The following is a 25802-nucleotide window of genomic DNA, read 5'->3' as shown; positions in this document are numbered from 1 at the left end:
CAAGCTTTTGCTTGCGGTATTACTATTTCCGCCAACTCAGCCACTTTTTCAGCACATAAAGGTGAGGGGCTCGGGTAGAACGATGACTTTTTGGCTGGTTTTAATTCTTTTTTTAATTCTACTCTGGCTTCTGTGGATGGCGTTTTGTAGTCCCAGTTTAAGTCGCAATGAGCTACTGAAATTCTCTTTTAATCAACTTACGCTAGCCGGTGGTTTATCCGTTAATTATCGCGAGATGGGGCCAGTTGATGGCGTTAATATACTTTGCCTTCACGGTGGTGGTGATTCACTGAGCGCCTGGAATGCCTGGGCGACAAAATTGGCAGAAAAATATCATGTTATTTTGGTGGACTTACCTGGGCATGGATTGACCGACCCGTTACCAGGAGGCACTTATACACCTAAGCATTTTGCCGATTTTATTGCAGAATTTGTCGCAACCCTGAAACTTAGGGACTTTGTGATCGCTGGCCATTCATTTGGTGGAAATGGGGTCTTACGCTATTTAACAGGACATCCGAATATACCCAAGGCCGCTATTCTTGTCTCTCCCGGTGGTTATAAATGTGGCAAGGGACTGGAAATGCCTGCCGGTATTGCTCGATTTGCCACCAGCCATTCGGGGCGAAAAATGGTTGCGCACATTGGTAGTCGTGGATTATTGAGAAAAATGCTGGCTTCCAAATTTTTCTACAATCCGCAGGCTCTGCCGGGGGAAATGTTGGAACGAATCTATTTGCTTTCCCGCTATGAGAAGAATCGCGGTACAGCGATCAATTTGGTTGCTAATGCCACAATCAATTTCCAGCCGTTGCCGGACTTGGAGACTATTAAAATTCCAGTTTTATTTATCTGGGGGGCAGAAGATCAAATTATTCCCTTGTCCGTAGGAAAGTATTTCTCTGACAAGTTGCCTAATGGAGAGTTAATTGTGTATCAGAAGATGGGGCATATGTCCCATGTCGAAAATGCTGAACAAAGTGTCACCGACGCAATGGAGTTTTTGCAGCGTCAGGGGCTGTGACAATACTGTGGAAAATTTAAAAAAGAGGCCGCAGTGCGGCCGAGTTTGGGGGGATGAAAATCAAGAGCGCCTAATTGATGACAACCAGGCCGGCTTTCACTATGTCGTAGTGACTGAGTTCTGGTACCTGCTGATGTAGGTCGCTTTCCAGTCGATCGATGGATTCCAGTTGTGTACACAAGCGGTTTGCAGACTGCTCAATACTCTTACCGCGCTGTTCCAGTAAGCGCTCCGCCTCTTCAGTGGCCTGTTCTTCAATGCTTTCTCCGCCGGTAAAGGCAGCTTTGAAGGCATGCCAGGCAATAGTTCCCGCGGACTCCATAGCGAGGCGTTCGATACGGGGTTCAAACTCTTCAGAGATGGTTTTCTCTATATAGTTACCCATTTCCTCGTTTCCCAGCTGGTAGATCTCGCCCTCTCGATTGAGGCGGTCCTCAGTGCGCTGGATCAGGTCGGCGGAAAACTGTTGGAGTTCGAGGATATCCGGGTGGTCCGGCCCGGCGAGGGTGCTGATGGCAATGGATAGGCCATCCATTGCAATATCGACCGCCTCAAGGGTGAGTACCAGTGTGTCGCGACCGGCGATGTGTAGCTGTTGGCGGTATTCCTGAAGTAGTTGCTCCTGCTGAGAATTGAGGGACAGCAACTCACCATCCACTGATAGCTGGTTGGGTAGCTGAAATGTCACCAGTTTTCCGTCTTCCCCATCGACGGTAAAGAAGTCCGGGCCTACTTCAATAGCGTAATTCGTAGACACTGTGCAGGTGCTGGTATCGACATGAAAAGAATCGTGGGCCATTGCCTGGGTACTGATACCGAGGCCTATCAAGGTTGAAAGTGCGATTGGCTTCCACATATGCCGGTTTCCTATTGTGTGTCTTTTCAATGTGACGCGCCTGAGTAGCCGAACAGATGCAGGCAGCTAGAAATATTCTTCATTTTTTCCTGACGCAGGCCCGGGGAGTGATGGCCAGGCGTGGATGTTCCAGCGGGTATTCTGTATTTTTAGCCCATAACACTTAATAAATTGAGGGTATTCAATGTTCATAAGCAGGCACATTGCCGCACTGTGCTTCTTGATAGTCAGCACAATGGCACAGGCCGGGAGCATCGCGGAGTACACCGCAGGCATGCATAGGCACAGCGGCTTCCACGACTTTTACTGGGACGAGGCTAACGGCCGGGTGTTGTTGGAGATCGATGAGTTTGAGCGCGAGCTGCTCTTGCTCACCGGGCTGGCCCAGGGACTGGGTTCAAACCCGGTGGGCCTGGATCGCAACCAGGTGGGTGAGAGCCGCTTGGTGAAGTTCCAGCAGTCGGGTAACAGGGTATTACTGCATCAGGTGAACCTGAAATACCGTGCCCAATCAGCAAATGCGGCTGAGCGCCGCGCGGTTGAGGAAGCTTTCGCTTCGTCCGTACTCTGGGGCTTCAAGGTGCTTGCCCAGAGCGATAAGGCGGTACTGGTGGACTTTACGCCCTTCCTGTTGAGCGATCAGCACGGCATTGCTACACGTCTCAAGGGCGCAGAGCAGGGCAGTTACAGTGTGGATAAGAGCAAGTCGGCAGTTTATCTGCCCCGCACAAAAAACTTTCCCAAGAATAGTGAGTTTGAGGCCCAGCTAACTTTTGCTGGATCAGCTCCGGGAAACTATCTGCGCGAAGTGGTTCCGACCCCTACATTGGTGTCCCTGCGCCAGCATATCTCCCTGATTGAATTGCCAGATAACGACTATGAGCCCCGCCGTTTTCACAGCCGCAGTGGCTACTTCCCGTTCGCTTATCGAGATTACGCTACGGCGATTGAAGAGCCTCTGGACCAGCGTTATATCTACCGTCATCGACTGGAGAAGAAGTCGGGTAGCGATGAGGTTGTGGAGCCGATTGTTTACTACGTAGATTCCGGAGTGCCTGAGCCGGTGCGCAGCGCCCTGATCGAAGGGGCGAGCTGGTGGGACCAGGCATTCGCTGCAGCAGGATTTAAAAATGCGTTTCGCGTAGAGATTCTGCCGGAGGGCGTCGATCCTTTGGATGTTCGCTATAACGTGATCAATTGGGTACACCGCTCCACTCGCGGTTGGTCCTACGGTTATTCGGTTTACGATCCCCGCACCGGCGAAATTCTAAAAGGCAATGTTACCTTGGGGTCCCTGCGTGTTCGCCAGGACTTTCTGATTGCTCAAGGGCTTGTACAGCCCTACCGCGGCGACACCGTCAGTACTGAGCAGCTAAAGAATATGGCCCTGGCCCGTATCCGTCAGCTGTCCGCTCACGAAGTAGGCCACACCCTGGGGCTGGCGCACAACTTTGCTGCCAGTAGCGAAGAGCGCGCTTCAGTAATGGATTACCCGGCTCCGCTGGTCTCTCTGCTGGGAGGTAAGTTGGACCTGACAGATGCCTACGCCACTGGCATCGGCAGTTGGGATAAGTTGGCGGTTCGCTATGGCTATGGCGAGAGCGATGATGAAAAAAGTTATCTCGACAGTGTTATCGCTGAGGCCGGGGAACAAGGGCTGCGCTTTATTTCAGACCCGGACTCCCGCACCATCAATAATGCTCACGCAGTCTCACACCTTTGGGACAACGGCACCGACCCATTGACGGAATTCCAGCGGATGGTCGACTTGAGGCGTCATGCCCTGGATAACTTCTCTGCGGCGGCAGCGCCGTTATCCGCGCCCCGCTCTGACCTGGAAGAGACCCTGGTGCCTGTGTACTACGGTCATCGCTACCAGGCGGAGGCTGTGGGCAAATTGATTGGTGGCTTGGACTATGACTATGTCTACAACGGTACCGATCAAAATAGCTATACCCTGGTGCCCGCAGAGCGACAACAGCGGGCAATTGATGCACTGCTGGATACACTTTCGCCGCAGTTTCTCACCTTGCCGGAGCAGGTCTTGCAGCTGATTCCGCCCAAGTCCTATGGCTACGAACGTACTATCGAGAGCTTCCCCTCATATACGGGGGTAGCTTTTGATGGGGTGGCTCTGGCGGAAGCGGCTGCTGGGCATACGCTATCAATCCTGATGGACCCGCAGCGCGCGGCGCGAATGAATCAACAGAGTGCCCGCAGCAGTGAGGTACCGGGGTTTGCTAGCCTATTGCAGCGCTTGAGCGCGCTGGCTCTGCAGGGTGAGGGTTATACCGGCCTGCAGGCGAGTGTGCACCAGCGGGTTAATCACGCCTATATCGAGCAGTTGATGTTACTGGCCAGTAATGCAAAGGCAGACGAATCAGTGCGGGCCAAAGCGCATTTGGAGCTGGCAAAACTTCTACAGGAAATTGGTTCTATGCGGCTGTTTGGCGATGATCCTGAGGGCTATAGTGCGCACTATTACTATGAGGCACAGCGCATCGATGCCTTTAAGCAGGGCAAGCTGGAAGTAAAACCTGGTGCGGTTAAAGCGTTGCCGCCAGGATCTCCGATCTGATCTGAAACGGATAAAAGGGGTGGGCTGTAAACGCTCACCCCCTTTGGGCATTAACCGCGAATAAACTGGGACTTCTTTACCCAGTGATTTCCTCGGTATTGTCGAGTGGGGGTTGGGTTTTTCTTCGCCCAGAAAAAGTGGCGGTTAAACTGAAATTCCGCATCGTAACCCTCCGCCAGCGCTGCCAGGGGCATGGCTTGCCAGCTGGTCTGGCGGCGTTTGCTGGTTGCCTCCAGCAGGTACTCTTGATCGTTCAAGATGGCCACTACCCAGGCGTGACCCTGACCTTTATGGGTTCCGAGTGCCACCCGCGCATCCACTCCCAATTCGATCAGCCAATCTGCCAGTAAAATAGCGTGGTCTTCACAGTCACCCCGCTTTTGGTAATAGGCCTGCCGGGATGTTTGCCAAATGTCTGACAAACCGGCGTATTGCAGGTGATCGTATTGGTACTCTTTATTCATAGCCAGTGTATAAAGAGGCACCCAAAGCTGTTGAGTCTTAAAGGGCTTGAACCCCACCAGGTAGCTGTTGGCAAAGTGGTGTTGCTGGTCCAGTCCCCGGGCGGACGCTGTCGCCGCCTCAATTCCCTGCCAGTTCCACACTGAGACATGAGCGCTCTCTTCCAGTGAGCGTTTGTCGACTACTTTCTGGATGGTTTTTTCTTCCAGAGGATAGCGGGTACCCACCACTCGCACTACACCTTGTTGTGAGTCCACAATACTGGCTAACTGACTGCCGCTGCTACCAAAGCTCCGTAAATTATCGGAAAGGGGGATTTCCGGTGTGCTTTTAGTTGGCGGCTCCTGTGTATTAGCTCGCCGTACAAGTTCAGGGGTGATCAGTGCGAGGGAAAGTATCAGTGTGATAGCCAGCCACTTGCGCATAGTGCTATCCCTTGAGGCCAAACGAAATAATGATGGCAACAAATATCAATATAGTTGATGCAAATATAGATACGGCGATATTGCCATTTTTTAGCTCGCCTTCGATATCTACAGAGCGAAGCAGTTTCTTATCAATGGTAATCAGTGCGGTGATACCAATAAATAACGCTAGCAGCGTATAAATTAGGTTAATGCCCAGGTTAAACAGGGTTGCCGTTAAAAATTCCAGTTCCATAAATCCTTCAGGCTAATTATGTTTATTAGTGACTGTTAATGGAATAATTTAAGCATAGGGCCTGATTGAGTGCAAAGGATGACCGACCCAGATAAACCGGCAGATGAATTTACAGGTGATTATCACCCTTAATTGGTAATCCGGACTTGTTGATTAGTATTTTATTTGGCTGGGTTGCAATTGGGGAATAGCTCTAGACGAAGAGTTGCTCCGTCGAAGGGCTTTTACGCTTAAGCTACCGGGAAAGCCGTTTGAAGAAGTGTATTTATTAGCTCGGTGTTATCCAGGCGGGAACCTGGATAACACACCGAGTTTGATTAGTTATCAATCTCGGTCATTTCATTCAATACAAACTCTTCAACGGCGCCCTCGGTTGCTTTCATATAGTCTTCCAGGTGCTTATTGTTCATGTGGGTTTGCCACAGATCGCGAGTTTCCCAATTTTCATAAAACAGGAAGTGTGCAGGATTGTCATTGTCTTGATGAAGGTTGTAATTAATGCAACCAGCTTCTGCTCGTGTTGTATTAATGAGTTTTAACAATTCAGATTTCACCAGGTCAATTTTGTCGGCCTTGGCTTTAATGTTGGCAACGATAGTGAGCCTGCTCATGTGAACGCCTCTTTGTTTCAATATGTGTTGGATTAAGGTTTGTACTCTTTTCCTTGATCCTTTCAGAGGAGACCTAGTGAACAGCTTAGCTGTCTCCTGGGTAAGGACTGGGATGTCGAGCTGATGAAGTCATTCTAGATCTAGATTGCATCGCTAGAAACACTATAATCTTTGAATCTTTATCAAAAATATATTGAAAATATGCAGCTTGAAGACTTGAGGGTCATTCTTAAAGTGGCTGAGTTTCGCAGTATCACTGCGGCCGCCGCCAGTCTCGACTTACGCACTGCAACTGCTAGCGCAGCGATCAAGCGTGTGGAGAGCGCGCTGGGAGCGGACTTGTTTATTCGCACGACGCGGCAATTGCGGCTATCCAGTGCTGGGGAAAGGTTTATTCCCAAATGTGAGGAGGCCCTCCTGACTTTGGACCTCGCCCGGCAAAATCTCAAGGAAGACAGCGGTCAGATAGATGGCGAGCTTCGCATAGGTGCATCCTCGGACCTGGGAAGGAACCTCGTAACTCCTTGGTTAGATCAATTGTTGCAGGAGCACCCGGGGCTGAGTCTAAGAGTGAATATCAGTGATAGCCAAGTGGACTTTTACCGGGATCCTGTGGATATCGCGTTGCGCTACGGCCCCCCAGCGGATGCCAACCTGTATGGTTTTAAGATTTGTGACGTGCCCCGTTTATTGTGTGCAACCCCGGCCTACTTACAGGAAAAGGGTTCCCCGAAAACACCGGAGGATCTCTCCGCACATAATGGCCTTTTTTATCAGCTTCACGAGATTGTGCACAATAATTGGGAATTTTTTCGGGGCGAAGAGATATACAAGATACGTATGTCTGGGAACAGGTCGTCAAATGACGGTGACCTGGTGCGACGTTGGTGTACCTCTGGCTATGGACTTGCCATTAAGTCATGTCTGGATATGTCTGCGGATTTACTTTCCGGTCAGGTAGTGGCCACTATGCGAGACTATAAACCCAAGGCGACGGAGCTATGGTTGGTATCTCCGGGGAGGCAGTCAATAACACCGACGGTACGATTAGTGCGCGACACTTTGAGAGAACGGTGTTCGGGCGTTTTAAAGCAGCTGCTCGCTGAGGGATTACTCTCTGAGAGCGATTTCAGTACGGGGGTGGATATATCTTGAGTCCCAAATAGTTTCTTAACCCTGTGGCTATCTATAAAAACTCTCAACAGGTTTTTCTCGGTTCTGGCAAAGGAAAGGGGAGCTTTGCTCCCCTTTCTTGTTTAAGCCCTAGTTAATCCGAATGGGATCAGGAGCCGGAGCAGCCGTAGGTATCCAGGTAGTCATAGGCTGCTTTTGCCTGGACGAGGCCGTAGCCGTAAGCATTATCTCTTCCCGCATCACCGAGATCTTCCGCTGTGGCTGTAAGGGCGTTGCGGATCTCTGTATTGCTACAGTTGGGGAAGTGGCTCCATACCAATGCGGCAACACCGGCAACGTGTGGGGTAGCCATGGAAGTGCCATTGAAATATTCGTAGCTTGTAGCCTCATTTTCCAAATCTACGCTGGCACTCAGCTGCGTGAGTAGAGTTGCACCATCAGTGTCAGAAATACCAACCGAGGGAATAGTGGTTACAGTATCGCTCAGGGTTGCGCTGGAGAGTAATCCCTCTTCATTGTTGTAAATAATCGCTCCGATACCACCACCGGACTCACAATTTAAAACTTTCTCCGCAAAGCTGATATTGCCTCGCGCAATCAGGCAAATCTTACCTGCCGCACTGGTGCAAGCGGATTCAGCCGTACCACAGTCTTCCATTGAACCGGTGATTGCACCAGCTGGGGTGCCTGATATTGGGGCTGATTCGATGTCAACACTGCCGACGGTTAAGCTAGAGATTCTGCCAGTATCAGTGGGAACAGAAGATAGAACCTGTACTCCGGGGGCGGAAAGTTCTACCTGGTCAGTCTGCTGAGAGGAGGACCAGATAGCTTTATCGCTATCGATAGCACCGACGGATACAACAGAGGAGTATGAGGCTGGGTAGGAGTGCGCAGTGTTACCGTCGTTTCCGGCTGCCGCGATGGACAGGATTCCCTGACGATTTAGGTTGTTAAAGGTTCGTCTTTCGAGGAAGTTGGCACTTTCACCGCCCAGACTCATATTGATGATGTTGGCACCATTGTCGGCACAAACCTCTGCGGCTGCCATCAGGGAGGAGGAGTAGGCCCAGCCGTCGCCATCAAACACTTTTACAATATGCAGGTTAATATTACTGCTGGGCATCACGCCAACGACACCAGTACCATTATTCATCGCAGCGATAGTGCCGGCCACATGGGTACCGTGACCGCTTTGATCTTCATACCAGTTACCTGCGCCGCTTGGGTCACTGGTACCAGTGACGGCGTTTCCGGATAAATCTTCGTGAACCAGGTCGTAGCCGGAATCAATAATACAGACTGTGCGGTTGCCGGCCTGAGTATCACCTAGTTGATCTGCCTGCACCATGGTGATCCCGTAGGGGGTTTCCTGGGACATCGGATACCGCTTAACGTCTTCTTCAATAAAAGCAACATCCGGGTTCGAGCGCATTTCTTTTAGGGTTGTTGCAGACATATGTGCTGCCATCGCATTCTGGCGGCGTATTTCAAGAGCCTGTCTTCCGCCTCTCTTCTTCATAAAAGACTTAACGGATTCGCCTTTTCCCTGCTTGAAAGTCACGATATAACGCTTGTCCTCAGCAGTGGCGTTGCCGGTCACGGCGAGCGCTAAAATGCTGGCTGCAAATACAGACAAGGATTTATTCATTGGATGCTCCTGAAGATTTCTATGTTTATTGTTGCTTTTGTCGACGTTCTAATTTCAAGTTTTTTAGTTGTTGATATTTACTTGAGCGTCGAAGAGGGGAATTTATCAGGCTTTTCTTGTCGTATGAATAATTATTTTTGACTGCTGTTGTTTTTGTTTTCTTATTGAATTTATATTTTGTTTTATTTTTATCTTTTTAAGGATGTTTTTAATTTTTTTTAAGTGTGGTCGTAGCTTTTATTTTTTGTTTGCTAGATTTTTAGGTTGTTTCTATTTCTGTGGGGAGTTATTGGGGTTTTAAAGTTGAAGCTCCGAGAGTCATCTTGATACCTAATAATGGAAATTGTGAGTTGGAGCAAAGAATTCTAGTTTGAATGCAGCATGTCAATTATTGTTGACTAGATGAGTAGCATTAAGGTGTGTTTCTATTTTTCATCGGTATTCATCCGTTTGGAACGATATAAGGCGGCCAGTCATACATGAGAGTACAGGCTGGCCGCTATCGCTAGCTTTTATCCCTCTTCAGTCGAAGTTGCGCCAGATAAATCCTTATCTACTTTGAGCTCGGTAACTGACCCCATACCAAGTTTACCAATTTTATCTTTTATCTTGGTTTTGTCTCCAACGATAATCCAGGTAAATTGATCAACCTTTAAAGTGTCTCGAGCAAGTGAATGGATTGAAGGTAGATCGACATTGCGAACTTCATTTGCATAACCTTCCATATAATTCAAAGGTCGATCGTAGGTAACCATTCCAGAAATAGCTCCTGATACAGCTCGAACTGTTTCAAAACGGCCGGGCAATTCATTGATTCGCTTGTCTTTAATTTTCTGCAGCTCGTCTTCTTTTGCTGGAGAATCGCCGACATAGGCTTGGAGTTCTTTATAAAGCTCTTTTAAAGATTCACTGGTCTTGTCCGTTTGAACTGGTGCATAGACTAAGAGCGGTTGCTGTCCTTTGGCCCCAGTCATAAATGAATAGGCTCCATAAGCCCAGTGCTTATCCTCCCGCAAATTCATATTAATTCGCGCGGTAAAAGTGCCTCCAAAGATATCATTCATCATATGTAAGGCTTCTCGCTGTGGCATCGTTTCCGACGGAGCCAGGAGGCCGCCAATAATTATGCTCTGTTCAGCTCCCGGTTTATCAATTAGATAAATTCTGGTTCTTTCTGGGTGCGCAACCTGTTGTAGATTCTTTGTAGGTAACGGCTCTTCGGGTGCTTTCCAATCTGCAAAGTGCTGCTCTAATTTTTTTGTCAGATCACCCATGCTGATATCTCCGACTGCAACCAGAGTGGCATTATCGGGGCGCATCCAGGTTTTGTGGTAATTTACCAGATCTTCACGGTTCAGGGAGCTGATAGAGCTTTCTGTTCCCGAACCGGTGAGAGGAACTGCATAAGCATGTCCTTCACCATATAAAAGAGGTGGCAAATTCCGCAACGCCATGTTTACCGGCTGGGTTTTTTCCTGCTGGATTCCTGCTATCCACCGAGCACGTTTCCGCTCAATCTCTTCATCGGAATAGGCTGGATGCATTACGATATCGGCAAACAAGGATATGGAGCTATCGAGATTGTTTTTTAATGCGTTGAGCCGTACAGAAGAAGTATCAATGTTCGAACCAGCCGAGATTCTGGCCCCTAACATTTCTGCTTTGGCATCAATCTCTAAGGCGCTTAATTTTTTAGTCCCTTCCTTTAGCATGGACATGGCATAGCTAGAGGTTCCCAATTTAGCACCCTGGTCTGCAGCGTAACCGGCATTAAACATAAGGCGAATATCGACTACTGGCGCAGAGTCGCGTTGGGCAAGTATCACTTTTAGACCGTTAGAGAGTTCCGTGGTCTGTAATTCTGGAAATGGGATGCTGGGGAATTCACCGGTATCGGGTAATTTAGACCTATCTGCACCAGTCTCGGAAGTAGTGTATTTGGGGAAAGGGTGTACTTCCAGATTATAATCACCACTGGAAAGCCATTTTACTGCGGCTTCTTTTACCTTTTGAGGGCTGGTGTTTTGCATTTTGGTTAACGCTTCCAGGTAAGCGTTGGGATTGTCGAGGTAGAGTTCACCCCGAGCCAAAATTACGCCCTTACCGCCCCAGCCACCTACCTGCTCGAGGTTGCGTGCTTGGGATGCATAGTGGCTCATATTAACCCTTGCAAGTTCCTCTTTGCTTGGCCCTTCCTTGAGAAAACGTTGTAGTTCTTCCTCAATGGCGGCCTCTACTGTTGCGAGTTCAACCCCGGGCTTTACATCGGCAACAATAGGGAAGATGGAAGACAATTCAAATTCATGCAGCCCAATATTAACTTTGGTAGCGATTTGATCTTCGTATACGAGGCGCTGGTAGAGCCGGGAGTTTTTTCCATCCCCCAAAACTGCTGCTGCCAGAGCAATAGCTCCAGCATCGTCGTGAGCTAGATTAGGGGTATTCCAGACTTTATAAAGACGCGATTGAGCAACTTGATCAAACATCTGCTCACGGCTGGACTGATCTCGCTTGGCAATCCACGCTTTTTTCTTGATAAGAGGAGGGCCGGAGGGAATGTCGCCAAAAAAATGGGCTGCTTTTTCTTTTGCTGTTTCTACATCAATATCACCGGCAAGTACTAGTACGGTATTAGCTGCGCCGTAATACTGTTTAAACCACTCGTGAACATCTTCAAGAGAAGCTGCATTCAGGTCTTCCATTGAGCCGATGGTGGTCCAGGAGTAGGGATGCCCAGCTGGATAAATTGCTTTCTGCATCCGCTCCCATACTTTCCCATAGGGCTGGTTCTGGCCCTGGCGCTTCTCATTCTGCACAACGCCACGTTGCTCATCGAGTTTTTCCTGAGTAATTGCGCCCAATAGATGACCCATTCGGTCAGACTCCATCCATAGAGCCATGTCTAAGGCATTGGAGGGTACTGTCTCGAAGTAATTTGTGCGATCCAGCCAGGTGGTGCCATTCATGCCCGTTGCACCAGCCAGTTCAAACGGTTTAAAAAACTCGTCATCGTAGTTTTCTGAACCATTGAACATCAGGTGCTCAAACAAGTGCGCAAACCCTGTTCTCCCAGGCTTTTCATCTTTTGAACCAACGTGATACCAGACACCCACGGAAACAATAGGAGCCTTGCGATCCTCGTGGACGATTACACGCAGGCCATTGGGCAGAGTAAATTTCTCATAATCTATTTTCAGGGACTCAAACTTATTTTCTAACTTCTCGGAGATAAACGGGTCTTTTTTGATCTCGGGATTTTTATTATTTTGGGGAGCGTCACTGCAAGCTGAGAGCGCAATAGCGAGCACTAATGGAGTACTGTACTTCCGTACCGTTTTCATAATGGTTTCCTTGTCCATTTTTCCTATAGGAGAGAGTTATCGTTCCATGGCTTTTTTTATAGTTCTAAACTGGCATTAGGTGATTTTCTTTGTGCTTCCATTAAATTAGATTTGGAGCACCAAACCAGCATTGGAAAACCCTGCATTGGTATAAGCAGAGAAAGCTGCCAGAAAGCCTGATAATAAATGGCTGGTTTGGGGCTTAGCAAATTTAAGTTGTAATTTTTTGGGCGTACGACTCAGTAGGCTTGGCGTATGATTTCAATACCCGGAAGAATCGCTCGATTCCAAGCAGCGTCAACTTCTGGTGAGTATTCCTCGTCGTGCTGTCTAATGGTGGCGAGCAGGGCGTCGAGCCAGAGGCGATACCATTCTGGGCGAATATTATAGCCATTGCGATCGTGACTTTTACCCAGAGCGCGCAGCTTGGTGTCTGGCATGCCGCGTGAATAAAGCACTAGCTGCATAATGCCGTTACGCAAAAGATGGCGCTGGGCTTTCATATCTGTATTGGCAAAGAGCTGGCGAATATCTGTAGAACTTCCCATAAAGCGATCATAAAAATCCACAAAAAACTGTTCTTTATTGCAACAGCGTCCATAGCTTTGAAAAACGATATCACTATCCGTTGGTTGCATCGTTTTGGTTACCTCTTATGTTGGCCACCCTCAGTTTTACTTTTAAGTGGCCTGTGTGACTAATATGCATTTGGAAGGGGGGCGGCGATTCTATCGATCGAACTTGGGTGCGGGAAGAGTAATTTGACTGTAAATGCGTGTTATCTGGCGTAATTAAAAAGTAGTTCTCAACCGGTGAATTACTAAATCGCCATTGTCACTTTGGGCTCCAATCAGCTTTCTCCTCATCGCTAGATGCCGATCGTGAGCCCCACAGCATATGTATGGACTCTTATAGCTACTTAAATAGCGGAGCGATTGCGGCAGTATCGTGAGAAAATCTAAAGTTGCTATAAGGCTGTTTGAAAATTGGCTCCAGGTGCCATCTTGAATGGAGGTGATTGCTCGCTTACAGCGCAAGTCAAGGGCGATAAGCATCGACTACAACTGATTATATGACCCAGAAGACAGTAACAACTGCGCTAATAATGCGTAGATTGGCTGTTATAACAACGTATTCCCCTGTTTTTAATATCGGCATCAATAGGTTCCAGTTGATATAATCGCCGCCCACATTTTTCAGTTAATCGAAGTAGAAGAGGATTGGCTAATGGCGGTCAAACTGATGGCAGATCTCGATCTCGCTGGTAAGCGCTTACTTATCCGTGAGGACCTGAATGTACCGGTTAAGGACGGTCGTGTAACTTCCGATGCACGTATTCGCGCGGCACTACCGACGATAAAAGCCGCCATCGAAGCCGGGGCTAAAGTGCTGTTGATGTCCCATCTGGGGCGCCCCACAGAGGGGGAGTACGCGGAAGAATTCTCCCTGGCCCCTGTTGCTGCACACCTGGGTGAGCTGTTGGGTCGTGATGTGGCGCTGGTCAAAGAGTGGCGCGATGGCGTTGAACTGGCCGATGGGGAAGTTGCCCTGCTGGAAAATGTACGTTTCAACAGCGGTGAAAAAAAGGACGATGAGTCTCTGGCAAAGGCCTATGCCCAGTTGTGCGATATCTTCGTGATGGATGCCTTTGGTACTGCCCACCGGGCCCAGGCTTCCACCCATGGTGTGGCTAAATTTGCACCGGTTGCTTGCGCCGGCCCTCTGTTGGCTGCTGAGCTGGACGCATTGGAGAAAGCCCTGGCTGAACCGGCGCGCCCGCTGGTTGCTATTGTTGGTGGTTCCAAAGTTTCTACAAAATTGACGGTACTCGAAAGCCTGGCTGACAAAGTCGATCAACTGATTGTTGGTGGTGGTATTGCCAATACCTTCCTGGCAGCCAGCGGCAAGCCAGTGGGCAAGTCCCTTTGCGAGCACGATCTGGTAGATACCGCCAAGGCCCTGATGCAGAAGTGTGATATCCCTGTGCCAACTGATGTAGTCACAGGTAAAGAATTCAGTGAATCCGCCGCAGCGGAAACCAAAAGTGCCGATGCTGTGGTTGAAGACGATATGATTTTTGATATCGGTCCGAAATCCTCCGAGCAACTGGAAGAAATTCTCAGCAGTGCGAAAACCATTATCTGGAATGGTCCTGTAGGTGTGTTTGAATTTGACCAGTTTGGCAACGGTACCGAGCACCTCTCTAAAGCCATTGCCGAGAGCGCAGCGTTTTCTATAGCTGGTGGCGGCGACACCCTGGCAGCTGTGGATAAGTATGGCATTGCCGACAAGGTTTCCTATATCTCCACGGGTGGCGGTGCCTTCCTTGAATATGTTGAAGGTAAGAAGCTTCCAGCGGTCGCTATACTGGAAAGCCGCGCACAAGACTAAATAACGAAAAGTAAGGCCTGTCGCAATTTGCAGGCAGGTCATAAAAGCAAAAATACAAATACTACGAGTAGACGAGAAAGGAATTAATTATGGCTCTTATCAGCCTGCGCCAAATGTTGGACCATGCCGCAGAGCATGGCTACGGTGTACCTGCATTTAATGTAAACAATCTAGAGCAGATGCGTGCGATTATGGAAGCGGCCAAAGAGACCGATTCTCCAGTAATCGTTCAAGCCTCTGCGGGCGCCCGCAAGTATGCCGGCGCTCCCTTCCTGCGCCACCTTATTCTTGCGGCTATTGAGGAGTTCCCTGAGATCCCGGTAGTTATGCACCAGGATCACGGCACCAGCCCCGCCGTTTGCCAGCGCTCTATCCAACTGGGCTTTAGCTCAGTGATGATGGATGGTTCCCTTGAGGAGGACGGCAAGACCCCGGCTTCTTACGAGTACAACGTAGATGTCACTAAGCGCGCGGTGGATATGGCCCACGCCTGTGGTGTTTCTGTTGAAGGTGAGTTGGGCTGCCTGGGTTCCCTGGAAACCGGTATGGCGGGAGAGGAAGATGGTGTTGGCGCTGAGGGCAAGTTGTCCCACGATCAGCTGCTGACCGATCCGGAAGAGGCTGCTGACTTTGTACAGAAAACCAAGGTGGATGCCCTGGCAATTGCCTGTGGTACCAGCCACGGTGCTTACAAGTTTACTCGTCCGCCCACAGGGGACATCCTGGCCATCGACCGTATCAAAGAGATTCACGCTCGTATTCCAGGCACCCACCTGGTAATGCACGGTTCCTCTTCTGTACCCCAGGAGTGGCTGGCTGTAATCAATGAGTTTGGTGGTGAGATCCCGGAAACCTACGGCGTACCTGTTGAGCAGATCTGTGAAGGTATCAAGTACGGTGTGCGCAAGGTCAATATCGATACCGACCTGCGCTTGGCCTCGACTGGTGCCACACGTCGCTTCCTGGCTCAGAACCCATCCGAGTTTGACCCGCGCAAGTTCTACAAAGCCGCTATGCAGGCGATGAAGGAAATCTGTATCGCTCGTTATGAGGCGTTTGGCACTGCTGGTAATGCCAGCAAGATTCGCCCTGTTAGCCTCGATGTTATGAGCGAACGCTACGCTGCCGGTGAGCTGGAGCCGCAAATCAAGTAACAGTCTTCCACTGTTGCGAAGAGGTGGGCTCTATGCCCACCTTTTTTCTTTTCAGGTTGTCTTTCCCGCTACGATATCACTACCCCTACCGCCAAAATGCAGTACCATTGCACTAATGGATACTTTGCAAGACCTCAGCACCTACGATAATAGCCCGGTAATAAAGCGACCGGACTACTCTGCATTGCGTCAGAAGTTGCCTGAACTGGATTTTGGCGCTGACGAAACCCCTCTGTGCAAAGAACTGCGGGATTATCGTAATTTTTACGATTTGCATTTTCCCCGAGCCCATAAGACCGGAGTCGGCACTTTTAAAGTTGCCGGATTTGAACTGGTTTCACAGTATTGGATGGTCGAGAATCCCAAGGGCACCTTGTTTATTTGCCATGGCTATTTTGATCATACGGGTATTTATGGTCCGGCAATCCGCTTTGGCCTGGAGCGGGACCTCAATGTAGTGATTTTTGATTTCCCCGGACATGGTTTATCCAGTGGTGAGCGTGTAGCTATCCATACTTTCCTGCAATACCGCCAGGCGTTTGATGGACTGTTGGAAGTTGCGCGAAATAAGTTGCCCGGGCCTTGGCATGCAATGGGCCAGAGCACCGGTGGCGCTGCACTACTGGCCCATCTGCAATACAGCCGCTGGCAGCCACTGGATAAGGTCTTTTTGTTGGCTCCCTTGGTAAGGCCGTCAAACTGGGCCTGGCTAAATCGCTGGAAATATTATGTGGGCCGCCTGTTTATCCGCGAACCCGGCCGGGCCTTTACGATTAATACCCACGATGTGGAGTTTTCTCGACGTCAGGCACTCAGGGACCCCCTTCAATCTCAATCAATCTCTATGAGCTGGCTCAGGGCGATGGTGGATTGGTTGCAGACATTTCCCCGCACGGCACGCAACCCGCGCCCGATCCTTTTGGTTCAGGGAACGGATGATAAAACCGTTGATTGGCGTTATGGTCTTCATGCTGTTCGGAATCGTTTTCCCAATTGCCACCGGGTATTGATACGCGGTGCCCGGCACCAGATGATTAACGAAACCCAACCTTATCGCCATCAAATATTAGCGGCGATGGATGAGTGGTTAACCAAATAGGCTGTGAGCGATAACTTGTATCGCTCAACTCGCAGAGTTTTGACCTGCACTTTTCACTCGGAAAGCCTTAGCGAATCTACTTAGTTAGAAGAAATGAACGCTCTGTAAATTTCCCCGATAAGGTCGAAGACGCCATCCATGCCTTATGCGGCGGTGCCCAAGTACAATATGTCCTTTCCTTCTCCTTTGGTCAAAAACTCTATTAATACTCCTCATGAGGCCAGCGCCAAGCCAGCCAAATAATAGCTAATTTGAGAATAATCTCGATAAATCCCAGATAGAAGTAGAAATACCAGGTGGACATTAAAAATGTTACAAATAAGAAAATAATGAAAGCTGAGGATGTAATAATATTTATCCAGCGAGAGATAGATGGTTTAAGTAATAAAGTAAGGGCAACCATAATACAGGGGAGTGACACAATGATTGATACAGTAAGTAGTGACTCTTGTGTGACCGCTCCAAATGGCCCGAACCCCTCAATTATTCTATCTATTTTTCCTGTCCTAAATAGCCCAAAGAAATCCCCATAGATGTAAAGTAGTACTACTGAAGCCCATAGCCCGGCTATTTTAATCTTAACATCTAAATGACTGTCAGTGAGCTTGGTCGATGTGCTCTTTAAGTTGTCTTTATCGTTCATGACATTCCCTCGATCTTACTGGTAGATAACTTTTGATTTGATTCGGTAATAGTTGGTGGAGTTCTAATGCCCATAATTAGTAACCATAGACAGGTTCCGATCTCCCCTAGAGAGGCGGGTACTCTAATAAAAGCGGGGATTTGATATTCAGGGAAAAGTAAATTTGCGCAGAACCTTACTAAATAGCTAAGGCATCCTGCCATTAACAGTATGCCCAGTATTTTTGGTAGTAAGTTTGATTTGTAGACCAGGTATCCGAAAGGAAGTAACCATAATCCCCAGAGAACATGGATTATTTGGATTCCGTTACTATACGATTTTAATAACAATAATACCTGGGTATAAATTTGTTCTTTTTCAAAAGTTAGGAGATATTCTGCTCCGCTAAGAAGTGTGAGAGCATCAACTTTGTTAACTATATTGAGTAGAGTAAATGGAATACTGGTGAGAGCAAAAATAACCATTAACAACGCACATCCTCTATTTACAGGTGCAAGTGTGCGATATAAAGCTAGTGGCAGTATTGAAAATAGTATATAGAGAAGTATCCCGCCTAAAATTCCTAATCTATATAGAAATTCATATTCCAGGATGTTTTGCGCTGTTAATGATGCATTTTCCCACGCTGTGGGAATTTTAGAAGGCACATATACTAAAGAAAATATTCCCAACAATATAGTAAGTAAATAAATAAGCCCAGAAAGTCTGGCATATTCTTTTTGAGTCATTTTATATCCTTGTAAAATCAAATTGACAGATAGAGAGCCAATAGTCGGTTAGGTCCTAGTCGCTGTAGCTATATAAAGGGTGCTACGGTGAAATTCCAACCACGGTAATCAGCTGGAATTTCATAAGAAGAATATGGTCAGCAAAGACGTACTTATGGTGTTGCTCCGTTGTGAATAGAGGTAAAGATTCTGTATCGCTAACGGTACTGAGACTATTGGGTGTGGGGTACTAGCTATTGACGCCATGGTGGTCTCTTTAGAGTCACTGTATGCAAAGAAACCTATTGGAATATTGAGTTGTGTGCTACCCAGCTAGGCATAGGCTGCGGAAAGCGTGGTTTGAAGTGCGGAATAGTGAGATAAGTGATTTGGAATGGTATGGCCATCCAGAAGCTTTGTGAGCCACCAACCGTATGCGGCTCACACTGTTTAGCCTGCTGTTAATCGGTTTGTTGACTGGCTTTCTTGGATTCGGAGGGACTCGGTGTGGAGGCTGGCTTCTTGCGGGGTTTATCACTTTTCTCCGAAGTCTGTTTTGCACTTGTGGGAACTCTGTTAGTAGGGTATTCAACCTTACAGGTACCCTGTCCATTGTCCGATAGCACAACTTCATCCAGGTCATCCATTACCCGAATTGGGCCCGAATAGAATTTACGCATTCCCTTAATAAAGCCGATCTTGTCAGCTTCAGTAACGGGGGGTGGTATTAGGTGTGTTAAGGCAACCGATTTTACTCCCGCTTTGGTTGCCATCTTGGCAATGTCCAGAGTATTGGAATGGTAGTGGATAATTTGATTTGCCTTCTCATATCGCAAACGAGCGCGGCGGTTATCCCCGGTTTGCTTCAGCTTGCTGATGTATTGGGCATAGCTGAGAGCCTCAGAAATCAGTAGATCGGCATCCCGTTCAATTGGCTCTAGCGCATCGAAAACATGGGTATCACCAGTAATGATGACTTTACAGGGGCCAAAACGTATCTCGTAACCAAATGCGGGAAAAACCGGTTCGTGATGTACGGCAAACACAGAGACATAGGTATCCCTGTGGTGCCACACATCTTGTACGACCTCGCTTTGATCCCCGGCAATATTCACTAGGTGGGGAGTGGCGACCGCTAGGACTGGATCGAGAATTCCCTGCCTATTTGCCGATCGAAAAAGGATGTCCGGCCCAAAACTCTTGTTAATTCCATCCAAAATGCGATGGATGCCGTAGGGTCCGTAGACATTAATAGGTGAGTCGGCACCAACAAACCAGGACTCGTTGATCACCATGGCCAAACCACCAAAGTGATCCGAGTGCCAGTGGGTAATAAAAATGGGGTCCAGCTGGGCGAGATTAAGGCCGAGCTGGCCAATTCTTGCTGTAGCTCCTTCGCCGGCATCCACGAGGAATAGTTTCCCACTGCTGCGAATAGCAACACAGGCGGGATGGCGCAAGTATTGATAGCCCGGATCTGGCGTGCCAGTTCCACAAAAGTAGATGTGCATTTTGCCATCATCTTCCACATAAGGTGGGTAACGCTTCAGAGATTCAGGCTGCTCGGCCAGGCTTGAAATCGCGAAAAACACCCCGAGGGCAAGAGTGGCAAATATATCAACGATCAGTCGCATGGTTTTATAGATTCCAGTCGGTGCGGAAAATACATACCAAGGATATGCAGACATTTTTAAACGTACAAAAAAATGATGAACAATTTTGGTCAAGTCTGTAGATGACGTGGACTCATGCCTTGTAAAGGATCAGGATTTAGGCTGCTATTAACTTAGTTTGTCATCAGGATTTTTATAGATGGTGGTTGGCTGTCCTTCCAGGCCGGAGTAAAAGAGAATAATAGTTACCGGAGTATCATCATCATTGCGCCCATAATGCCATTTGTCGGTAACTTCGATAAATGCCTTACCTGCCCCCAGAGTAAGCGTTTCCTTCTGTCCTGGGAGTACAATGGTTAAAGTGCCCTCTGCTACATAGACACCATTGAGCACTGGATGCTTGTGTACGGGCATCTGTTCGCCCACCGGGATAGTAACGCTAACAATCGTTAATTCCGGTTGCCCCGGTTTCATTTTTGGTAGGGAATGTCCTTCCCAGTCCTTTGTAGAGGAAACTAGAGTTTCAAACTTTACGTCTTTGGTTTTGTCCTGGCCAAATATATTTTCCGAGATAAATGCAAGTGTCAGAATGGCAAGGAAAAGCAGGTGGCGGCTCATTGAACTTTCCGGCAATCTTATGGAGATTTATGTAATTCTCATTCAAGAATTAATGCTGTCCAATAAATTCGGGATAATCTCTACGGACCTACGCCGGAGAAAAAATTGGCTTTTAAATGCCCCCTACTAAAAAACTGATTACATTTGGCGGAATAGATGCAGGTAACGCCGGCTTACCGGGAGTATTTCTTCCCTATTTAGCAGGGTAATTTGAGCGGTATCTCCGTCCCTTATTACATGGCGAACGGCCTTTAAATTGACGACAACAGAGCGATGAACCTGGGCAAAGAGTTCGGGGTCAAGTTGGTGGGTTAGATCCTTTAATGGCGTGCGAATACAGGCCTCCAGATTGTTATTGCCGGATTCGCTCCAGGCTACCAGGGTATACTTCTCATCTGAACGCAAATAGTGCACATCTTCTACCGGTATCATCCGCAATTGCTGGCCTATGGAAGCGCGAATCCAGCGCAGGTATGGTTTGTCTCCCTTGGATTGAAGCTGTCTCGCTAATTGCTCGAGTAACTCCTGTTGATGATTGACGGGTTTGCAACTGCTGAGCCGTTCCCTAAGCCGCTCGGCGGTATCGGCGAGCCGCTCAATCTCTACCGGTTTTACCAGGTAGTCCAGTGCACCCTGGCTAAAAGCTTCCACGGCGTAGTTGTCGTATGCGGTAACGAAAACTAAATGGGCCCGACGCCCGATACTCTGGGCTGCCTCAATACCGGACTTGCCCGGCATATGGATATCCAGAAAACAGATATCGGGCTGCTTTTCTTCAAATAGTTCTACGGCTTCACGACCATTGCGGGCCTCAGCAACAACCTTCAGCTCCGGCCAAACACTTTTGAGTTTGCGGACCAAAGACTGGCGCAGCAGTGGTTCGTCGTCAGCTACTAAGGCGGTGGTGGGCGTGGCACTCATATTTGCTCCTCGGCGGGGAATAGCAATTCGGCACAAAGACCTGTGGGCTGTTGGTCGATCAAACGCAAGCCTGCACTATCGCCATAGGTGAGTTGCAGTCGCTCTCTCAAAGTTGCCAACCCTGTCCCGAGACTGTTGGAATTGTCCTGGATGCCGATACCGCTATCGGTGACGGTGGCAATACAGAGGCCCTGTTCCAGCTTTATTTCAATATCAATACGTCCCCCTTCCTCACTGGGGTCTATGCCATGGCGGACGGCATTTTCAACCAGTGACATCAGAGACATGGGCAGGCAAGACTGACTTCGCACCTCGTCATCAGCGTTGATAGAAAATTCCAGGCGATCCGGCATACGCATTTGCATCAGGCCCAGGTAAGCCTGCACCAGAGTTAGCTCTTGCTCGAGGGTACTTTGCTCCGACTCAAGTTTCGGTACTGCGGCGCGCAGGTAGGCAATCAGGTTGTTCAGTAGTGCGGGTGCCTGAGGGGATGAAGACTCTACCAGCTCTTGTACATTGGCGAGTGTATTAAATAAGAAGTGTGGGGCCACCTGGGATTGCAATAAACGCAGCCGCGCATTGAGCGCCTGGTGCTCCAGGGCACCCCGCTGCCGTTCAAAAAGTTGCGCCTGCTCTCGTACAGCAATATCCCGCTGGCGCAACAGCGCAGACATAGCGAGCCAGGGCCCGAATAACATGCCGGTCACCGCTATCAGGAGAAAACTCCAGTGTCGGCTGTGGTCCTGCCAAAGTGGAAGTGCCCCCGGTTCTGTCAAGGCAGGAGACAGGATTAGCAGCGATAGTGGAATAGAGATTGCCACACCCACCACCTGTATTACCCAGCGAGGTAATCGTTGAGGCAAGTTGCGCGGCCATTGCTCGAACAGGCAAAAAGTAACCAATGCTGATATGGCAGCTGTACTGGTTTGCAGTAGGAGCTCTGTATAAGTACCTTTCCAGCCGAAGCTGAGTAGCAGGGTCCAAAGCAGAGTAGCGAGCAAAACAGTCAGCGACCGCTGCCTGCTGGGTAGCAGTCGCACTTGAGGTGGGTTGGCTGTCGGCGAGTAATTCATGATGGCCGCCTTCGGTTAATTTAGGCGGCCATTCTTACACAGGTTTTACCGTTAAAGCGCTGCCTTACCTTGTAGATGCAGCTTTCTCCGCTGTGCCAACGCATCGACAGAGTAGAGCGCTAGACCCAGCCAAACAAACATAAAGGTGGTGAGTTTTTCTTCGCTGAAAGACTCACCCAATACCTGGGTGGCTACCACCAGCATCAGTGTGGGGCCGATGTATTGCAGGAAGCCCAATGTGGATAAGTTGAGCCTGCGTGCGGCGATCGTGAACAGCAGCAGGGGAACCAGGGTAATGGGGCCGGCAAAGAGCAGTAAGCTGTTTAACTCCAGGTTGTTGTTCAGCAAGTTGCTGGTGGGGCTGTCGCTCCAAAACAGGTAGATTACGGCCACTGGCAATATAAAGAGAGTTTCTACCGCGAGGCCGGTAAGGCTTTCCACAGGGGCCTGCTTGCGGGCCAAACCGTATAGCGCAAAGGAGCAGGCCAGGAACAGGGCAATCATCGGTATGCGACCAAACTGCCAAAGCTCATAGGCAATGCCGGTAGCGGCCAGCGCTACAGCGATCCATTGCAGTCGCCGCAGTTTCTCACCCAGGAACAGGACCCCCAGCAAAATATTGATCAGTGGATTGATGTAGTAACCCAGGCTGCCCTCGAGCAAATGGCCGTTATTGATCGCCCAGATAAACACCAGCCAGTTACCGCCGATCAATACCGTGGTCAGGGCCAGCATCCGCATCTTCTTGCCATCGCGCAGGGTGGCCAGAAAGTCCGGCATTTTGCGTACAATCAGCAGAATACCAATAGCGAGTACCAGCGACCAGATACTGCGGTGGGCAAGGATTTCCGCAGCGGGAATATCCTGTAATTTATTGAAGTACAGTGGCGCCAGCCCCCAAATGAGGAAGGCGGAAATCCCGGCGAGAAGGCCGGTTGAGGCGGAATCATTACTACGCAAGGGAGCACCTGCTGTGGATAACTCTGGCTTTGATTCAGGGGTGGCACGTGGATGTGGTCACCTGGGCCTGAAGCAAAAGAATAGGTCTGGCCATTGTAGAAGCGGTGGCCGGGGGGGATCAATCTTTTTTACCGCGAGGAAGGCTCCGATTGGCGTGTCATTGGCGGGTATTTGTGGGTACCCGCCAACGACCGAAAGGCTTAGAAAAGCACGCGGCAGCGCAGGGTGCCGGGGATACTCTTCAATTTTTCCAGTGCCAGATCAGAATACTCTGCGTCCACATCGATTACTACATAGCCCACTGTTTCATTGGTTTGCAGGAACTGTGCGGAGATATTGATGGCATTTTCTGAGAACACCTGGTTGATAGCGCTCAGTACACCGGGCACATTCTTGTGAATATGCAGCAGGCGGTGGGTATCCATGTGACCGGGCAGTGCTACTTCCGGGAAGTTCACAGAGCTGGTGGTGGTGCCGTTATCGGAGTAGTGAGCGAGTTTCTCCGATACTTCTGTACCGATATTCTCCTGGGCCTCCACAGTGGAGCCACCTACGTGAGGGGTCAGCAGCGCCTTATCGATTCCGCGTAGGGGAGAGACGAATTCGTCGCTGTTGCCACGGGGCTCAACCGGGAAGACATCGATCGCCGCACCGGCCAGGTGATTGCTCTTCAGTGCTTCTGCCAGGGCATCAATATCTACCACAGTGCCGCGAGAGGCGTTGAGGAGAATACTGCCGGGCTTCATCTGCGCGATCTGCTCGGCGCCCATCATCATTTTGGTGGAAGGCAACTCTGGTACATGCAGGGAGACCACATCGGATTCCGCCAACAATTCCGGAAGTGAGTTTACTTGGGTGGCATTGCCCAGCGGCAATTTGGTAATCACATCGTAGAATCTGACTCGCATCCCGATAGCTTCGGCCATAACAGAAACCTGGGAGCCGATAGCGCCGTAGCCGATAATGCCCAGGGTTTTGCCACGGGCCTCATATGAGCCCACCGCTGACTTCTGCCAGCCGCCGCGATGACACACAGCATTTTTCTCTGGAATACCGCGCAGCATAAAAATAGTTTCGGCAATAATCAGCTCGGCAACGCTGCGAGTGTTGGAGTAGGGCGCATTAAATACCGCGATACCCAGTTCCGTCGCCGCCTGTAAATCCACCTGATTGGTGCCGATGCAAAAACAGCCTACGGCTACCAGTTTGGACGAATGTTCCAACACTTTGCGGGTTAACTGGGTACGCGAGCGAATACCGATAAAGTGCGCATCGGCAATTTTCTCGATCAATTGATCTTCAGGCAGGGAGGTCTTGAGGTACTCCACATTGGTGTAGCCTCGGGAGCTGAGTAAGTCGACGGCGGACTGGTGTACGCCTTCCAGCAACAGGATGCGGATTTTATCTTTTTGCAGGGACTTCTTTTGATCGGAACTGTGCGGAGCCATAAACTATCTCTTCACTGAGTGCGAATAACAGGTGCAAAGTGCTTAGATCACTTCTTCGGGGGTGCCGCAATTTTGGCGAAGGCGCGATCATAGCACATGCAGCCTCCAAGGCTTTATTCGAAATTTCTATCCTAACTATCTTGTTTATCTATGTACCAACATCAATTTACCTGTGGCAGTGAAGTACCGTTTGGTTTGGGGAAGGTTGTCTGTGTGGGGCGCAATTACGCAGACCACGCGGCGGAGTTAAATAATCCGGTGCCAGAAGAACCCCTGCTATTTATCAAGCCGGCAACAGCAGCGGTACCTATGGCAGACACCATCCATTTACCAGCGGGGCGCGGCAGTTGTCACTTTGAAGGGGAGCTTGCCCTGTTGATTGGTAAGCGTTTGAGTAATGCCAACGTGGCAGAAGTCCCTGGGGCCATTGCTGGCTTGGGCCTCTCCCTGGATTTAACTTTGCGCGACCTCCAAACGAAGCTGAAAAAAGCGGGACATCCTTGGGAAAAGGCCAAGGGGTTTGATAAGTCATGCCCTCTTTCTCCCTTTGTGAAACTCGATTGGTTGCCGGACTGGGACAAGCTCAGCTATTCCCTATGGCTGAATGGTGAACTGCGCCAGCAGGGTAAAACCGAAAATATGCTGACACCAATTCTCGATCTGGTGGCCTATGTCAGCAGTTACTTTACGCTCGAACCCGGCGATGTGGTTTTGACGGGCACACCAGCGGGAGTGGGCGAATTACACCACGGCGATAATCTGGCGATGCAGTTGGAAGATGATTGGCTGCGTGTGGAAACGCAGGTAGCTTAGTTTAGAATGACTTCAGCCCTTTGATTTGTGATCACATTTTCGATA

Annotated in this window: 22 protein-coding genes; 7 read left to right on the top strand and 15 right to left on the bottom strand. The window is 49.3% G+C overall.

All coding sequences use genetic code 11. The features are described from left to right. The first annotated feature begins 82 nt into the window (after positions 1-82). Entirely contained in the window at positions 83-1024 is a 942-nt protein-coding gene (locus ACJJIY_RS03765; protein WP_445359138.1) for an alpha/beta fold hydrolase, read from the top strand. Between the two features lie 70 nt (positions 1025-1094). On the opposite strand, the gene ACJJIY_RS03760 is transcribed toward ACJJIY_RS03765, so the two are convergent. Beyond that, positions 1095-1880 carry a DUF2884 family protein gene (locus tag ACJJIY_RS03760; RefSeq protein WP_413663664.1) on the bottom strand — a complete coding sequence of 262 codons (786 nt, stop codon included), beginning with the start codon at positions 1878-1880 and terminating at the stop codon, positions 1095-1097. A 184-nt stretch (positions 1881-2064) separates the two neighbouring features. Between ACJJIY_RS03760 and ACJJIY_RS03755 the strand changes: the two genes are divergently transcribed. After that, the gene (locus ACJJIY_RS03755; protein ID WP_445359137.1) at positions 2065-4458 is read left to right on the top strand and encodes a zinc-dependent metalloprotease; all 2394 of its coding nucleotides are present in this window, start codon (positions 2065-2067) and stop codon (positions 4456-4458) included. A 50-nt stretch (positions 4459-4508) separates the two neighbouring features. Here ACJJIY_RS03755 and ACJJIY_RS03750 read toward each other — a convergent pair whose 3' ends face one another. The 3 genes from ACJJIY_RS03750 to ACJJIY_RS03740 form a co-directional block, all read right to left on the bottom strand. Continuing rightward, positions 4509-5345, bottom strand: a complete 837-nt coding sequence (locus ACJJIY_RS03750) for a transglutaminase domain-containing protein (protein ID WP_282930871.1) — start codon at positions 5343-5345, stop codon at positions 4509-4511. Positions 5346-5349: 4 nt separating this feature from the next. After that, entirely contained in the window at positions 5350-5580 is a 231-nt protein-coding gene (locus tag ACJJIY_RS03745) for a DUF350 domain-containing protein (protein ID WP_108734840.1), read from the bottom strand. A 317-nt stretch (positions 5581-5897) separates the two neighbouring features. Continuing rightward, complete coding sequence (locus ACJJIY_RS03740) at positions 5898-6191, bottom strand: putative quinol monooxygenase (RefSeq protein WP_282930872.1); 294 nt, start codon at positions 6189-6191, stop codon at positions 5898-5900. Positions 6192-6362: 171 nt separating this feature from the next. Between ACJJIY_RS03740 and ACJJIY_RS03735 the strand changes: the two genes are divergently transcribed. After that, positions 6363-7346 carry a LysR family transcriptional regulator gene (locus ACJJIY_RS03735; RefSeq protein ID WP_444926165.1) on the top strand — a complete coding sequence of 328 codons (984 nt, stop codon included), beginning with the start codon at positions 6363-6365 and terminating at the stop codon, positions 7344-7346. Positions 7347-7473: 127 nt separating this feature from the next. Here the strand turns inward: ACJJIY_RS03735 and ACJJIY_RS03730 are convergent, their stop codons facing one another. From ACJJIY_RS03730 to ACJJIY_RS03720, 3 genes are all read right to left on the bottom strand, one after another. Continuing rightward, the gene (locus ACJJIY_RS03730; protein ID WP_444895811.1) at positions 7474-8976 is read right to left on the bottom strand and encodes a S8 family serine peptidase; all 1503 of its coding nucleotides are present in this window, start codon (positions 8974-8976) and stop codon (positions 7474-7476) included. A gap of 512 nt (positions 8977-9488) precedes the next feature. Then, positions 9489-12317, bottom strand: coding sequence for a M16 family metallopeptidase (locus ACJJIY_RS03725; RefSeq protein WP_444895812.1), 2829 nt, complete (start codon positions 12315-12317; stop codon positions 9489-9491). A 239-nt stretch (positions 12318-12556) separates the two neighbouring features. Continuing rightward, complete coding sequence (locus ACJJIY_RS03720; RefSeq protein ID WP_413663658.1) at positions 12557-12955, bottom strand: globin; 399 nt, start codon at positions 12953-12955, stop codon at positions 12557-12559. A gap of 589 nt (positions 12956-13544) precedes the next feature. Here ACJJIY_RS03720 and ACJJIY_RS03715 point away from each other — a divergent pair. The 3 genes from ACJJIY_RS03715 to ACJJIY_RS03705 all read left to right on the top strand — a co-directional run bounded on the left by ACJJIY_RS03715 (position 13545) and on the right by ACJJIY_RS03705 (position 16961). After that, the gene (locus tag ACJJIY_RS03715) at positions 13545-14708 is read left to right on the top strand and encodes a phosphoglycerate kinase (RefSeq protein WP_445355477.1); all 1164 of its coding nucleotides are present in this window, start codon (positions 13545-13547) and stop codon (positions 14706-14708) included. A gap of 89 nt (positions 14709-14797) precedes the next feature. After that, the gene (gene fba, locus ACJJIY_RS03710) at positions 14798-15862 is read left to right on the top strand and encodes a class II fructose-bisphosphate aldolase (protein ID WP_282930878.1); all 1065 of its coding nucleotides are present in this window, start codon (positions 14798-14800) and stop codon (positions 15860-15862) included. Positions 15863-15977: 115 nt separating this feature from the next. Continuing rightward, positions 15978-16961, top strand: coding sequence for an alpha/beta hydrolase (locus ACJJIY_RS03705; RefSeq protein WP_444918474.1), 984 nt, complete (start codon positions 15978-15980; stop codon positions 16959-16961). Positions 16962-17163: 202 nt separating this feature from the next. On the opposite strand, the gene ACJJIY_RS03700 is transcribed toward ACJJIY_RS03705, so the two are convergent. From ACJJIY_RS03700 to serA, 8 genes are all read right to left on the bottom strand, one after another. Beyond that, positions 17164-17604, bottom strand: coding sequence for a DUF6326 family protein (locus ACJJIY_RS03700; protein ID WP_445355478.1), 441 nt, complete (start codon positions 17602-17604; stop codon positions 17164-17166). Then, on the bottom strand, positions 17601-18332 hold the full coding sequence (locus tag ACJJIY_RS03695; protein WP_444911719.1) for a DUF4386 domain-containing protein: 732 nt from the start codon (positions 18330-18332) through the stop codon (positions 17601-17603). The genes ACJJIY_RS03700 and ACJJIY_RS03695 overlap by 4 nt, the downstream gene beginning before the upstream one ends. Positions 18333-18772: 440 nt before the next feature. Beyond that, on the bottom strand, positions 18773-19999 hold the full coding sequence (locus ACJJIY_RS03690) for an MBL fold metallo-hydrolase (RefSeq protein WP_445359136.1): 1227 nt from the start codon (positions 19997-19999) through the stop codon (positions 18773-18775). Positions 20000-20092: 93 nt separating this feature from the next. Next, entirely contained in the window at positions 20093-20542 is a 450-nt protein-coding gene (locus ACJJIY_RS03685; RefSeq protein ID WP_445355480.1) for a cupin domain-containing protein, read from the bottom strand. Positions 20543-20680: 138 nt separating this feature from the next. Further along, positions 20681-21463, bottom strand: coding sequence for a LytR/AlgR family response regulator transcription factor (locus ACJJIY_RS03680; RefSeq protein ID WP_444926159.1), 783 nt, complete (start codon positions 21461-21463; stop codon positions 20681-20683). After that, complete coding sequence (locus ACJJIY_RS03675) at positions 21460-22536, bottom strand: sensor histidine kinase (protein WP_445355481.1); 1077 nt, start codon at positions 22534-22536, stop codon at positions 21460-21462. Before ACJJIY_RS03675 ends, ACJJIY_RS03680 begins: the two co-directional genes overlap by 4 nt. Before the next feature lie 51 nt (positions 22537-22587). After that, entirely contained in the window at positions 22588-23496 is a 909-nt protein-coding gene (gene rarD / locus ACJJIY_RS03670) for an EamA family transporter RarD (protein ID WP_444906985.1), read from the bottom strand. A 200-nt stretch (positions 23497-23696) separates the two neighbouring features. Further along, positions 23697-24944 (bottom strand): phosphoglycerate dehydrogenase, encoded by a 1248-nt coding sequence (gene serA, locus ACJJIY_RS03665; RefSeq protein WP_445359135.1) that lies wholly within the window; start codon positions 24942-24944, stop codon positions 23697-23699. A 150-nt stretch (positions 24945-25094) separates the two neighbouring features. Here serA and ACJJIY_RS03660 point away from each other — a divergent pair, with 150 nt between their 5' ends. Continuing rightward, positions 25095-25757, top strand: coding sequence for a fumarylacetoacetate hydrolase family protein (locus tag ACJJIY_RS03660; RefSeq protein ID WP_282930887.1), 663 nt, complete (start codon positions 25095-25097; stop codon positions 25755-25757). Positions 25758-25802: the final 45 nt, after the last annotated feature.

The sequence above is a fragment of the Microbulbifer maximicatervae (SeqCode) genome, from assembly GCF_052468155.1.
This window is presented reverse-complemented; position numbering and strand designations above follow the sequence as displayed.

Excerpts from the sequence above, each read along its gene's own strand:
- ACJJIY_RS03765 (WP_445359138.1), top strand. The coding sequence starts at position 83 with ATGACTTTTTGGCTGGTTTTAATTCTTTTTTTAATTCTACTCTGGCTT.
- ACJJIY_RS03760 (WP_413663664.1), bottom strand. The coding sequence starts at position 1,880 with ATGTGGAAGCCAATCGCACTTTCAACCTTGATAGGCCTCGGTATCAGT.
- ACJJIY_RS03755 (WP_445359137.1), top strand. The coding sequence starts at position 2,065 with ATGTTCATAAGCAGGCACATTGCCGCACTGTGCTTCTTGATAGTCAGC.
- ACJJIY_RS03750 (WP_282930871.1), bottom strand. The coding sequence starts at position 5,345 with ATGCGCAAGTGGCTGGCTATCACACTGATACTTTCCCTCGCACTGATC.
- ACJJIY_RS03745 (WP_108734840.1), bottom strand. The coding sequence starts at position 5,580 with ATGGAACTGGAATTTTTAACGGCAACCCTGTTTAACCTGGGCATTAAC.
- ACJJIY_RS03740 (WP_282930872.1), bottom strand. The coding sequence starts at position 6,191 with ATGAGCAGGCTCACTATCGTTGCCAACATTAAAGCCAAGGCCGACAAA.
- ACJJIY_RS03730 (WP_444895811.1), bottom strand. The coding sequence starts at position 8,976 with ATGAATAAATCCTTGTCTGTATTTGCAGCCAGCATTTTAGCGCTCGCC.
- ACJJIY_RS03725 (WP_444895812.1), bottom strand. The coding sequence starts at position 12,317 with ATGAAAACGGTACGGAAGTACAGTACTCCATTAGTGCTCGCTATTGCG.
- ACJJIY_RS03720 (WP_413663658.1), bottom strand. The coding sequence starts at position 12,955 with ATGCAACCAACGGATAGTGATATCGTTTTTCAAAGCTATGGACGCTGT.
- ACJJIY_RS03715 (WP_445355477.1), top strand. The coding sequence starts at position 13,545 with ATGGCGGTCAAACTGATGGCAGATCTCGATCTCGCTGGTAAGCGCTTA.
- fba (WP_282930878.1), top strand. The coding sequence starts at position 14,798 with ATGGCTCTTATCAGCCTGCGCCAAATGTTGGACCATGCCGCAGAGCAT.
- ACJJIY_RS03705 (WP_444918474.1), top strand. The coding sequence starts at position 15,978 with ATGGATACTTTGCAAGACCTCAGCACCTACGATAATAGCCCGGTAATA.
- ACJJIY_RS03700 (WP_445355478.1), bottom strand. The coding sequence starts at position 17,604 with ATGAACGATAAAGACAACTTAAAGAGCACATCGACCAAGCTCACTGAC.
- ACJJIY_RS03695 (WP_444911719.1), bottom strand. The coding sequence starts at position 18,332 with ATGACTCAAAAAGAATATGCCAGACTTTCTGGGCTTATTTATTTACTT.
- ACJJIY_RS03690 (WP_445359136.1), bottom strand. The coding sequence starts at position 19,999 with ATGTCTGCATATCCTTGGTATGTATTTTCCGCACCGACTGGAATCTAT.
- ACJJIY_RS03685 (WP_445355480.1), bottom strand. The coding sequence starts at position 20,542 with ATGAGCCGCCACCTGCTTTTCCTTGCCATTCTGACACTTGCATTTATC.
- ACJJIY_RS03680 (WP_444926159.1), bottom strand. The coding sequence starts at position 21,463 with ATGAGTGCCACGCCCACCACCGCCTTAGTAGCTGACGACGAACCACTG.
- ACJJIY_RS03675 (WP_445355481.1), bottom strand. The coding sequence starts at position 22,536 with ATGAATTACTCGCCGACAGCCAACCCACCTCAAGTGCGACTGCTACCC.
- serA (WP_445359135.1), bottom strand. The coding sequence starts at position 24,944 with ATGGCTCCGCACAGTTCCGATCAAAAGAAGTCCCTGCAAAAAGATAAA.
- ACJJIY_RS03660 (WP_282930887.1), top strand. The coding sequence starts at position 25,095 with ATGTACCAACATCAATTTACCTGTGGCAGTGAAGTACCGTTTGGTTTG.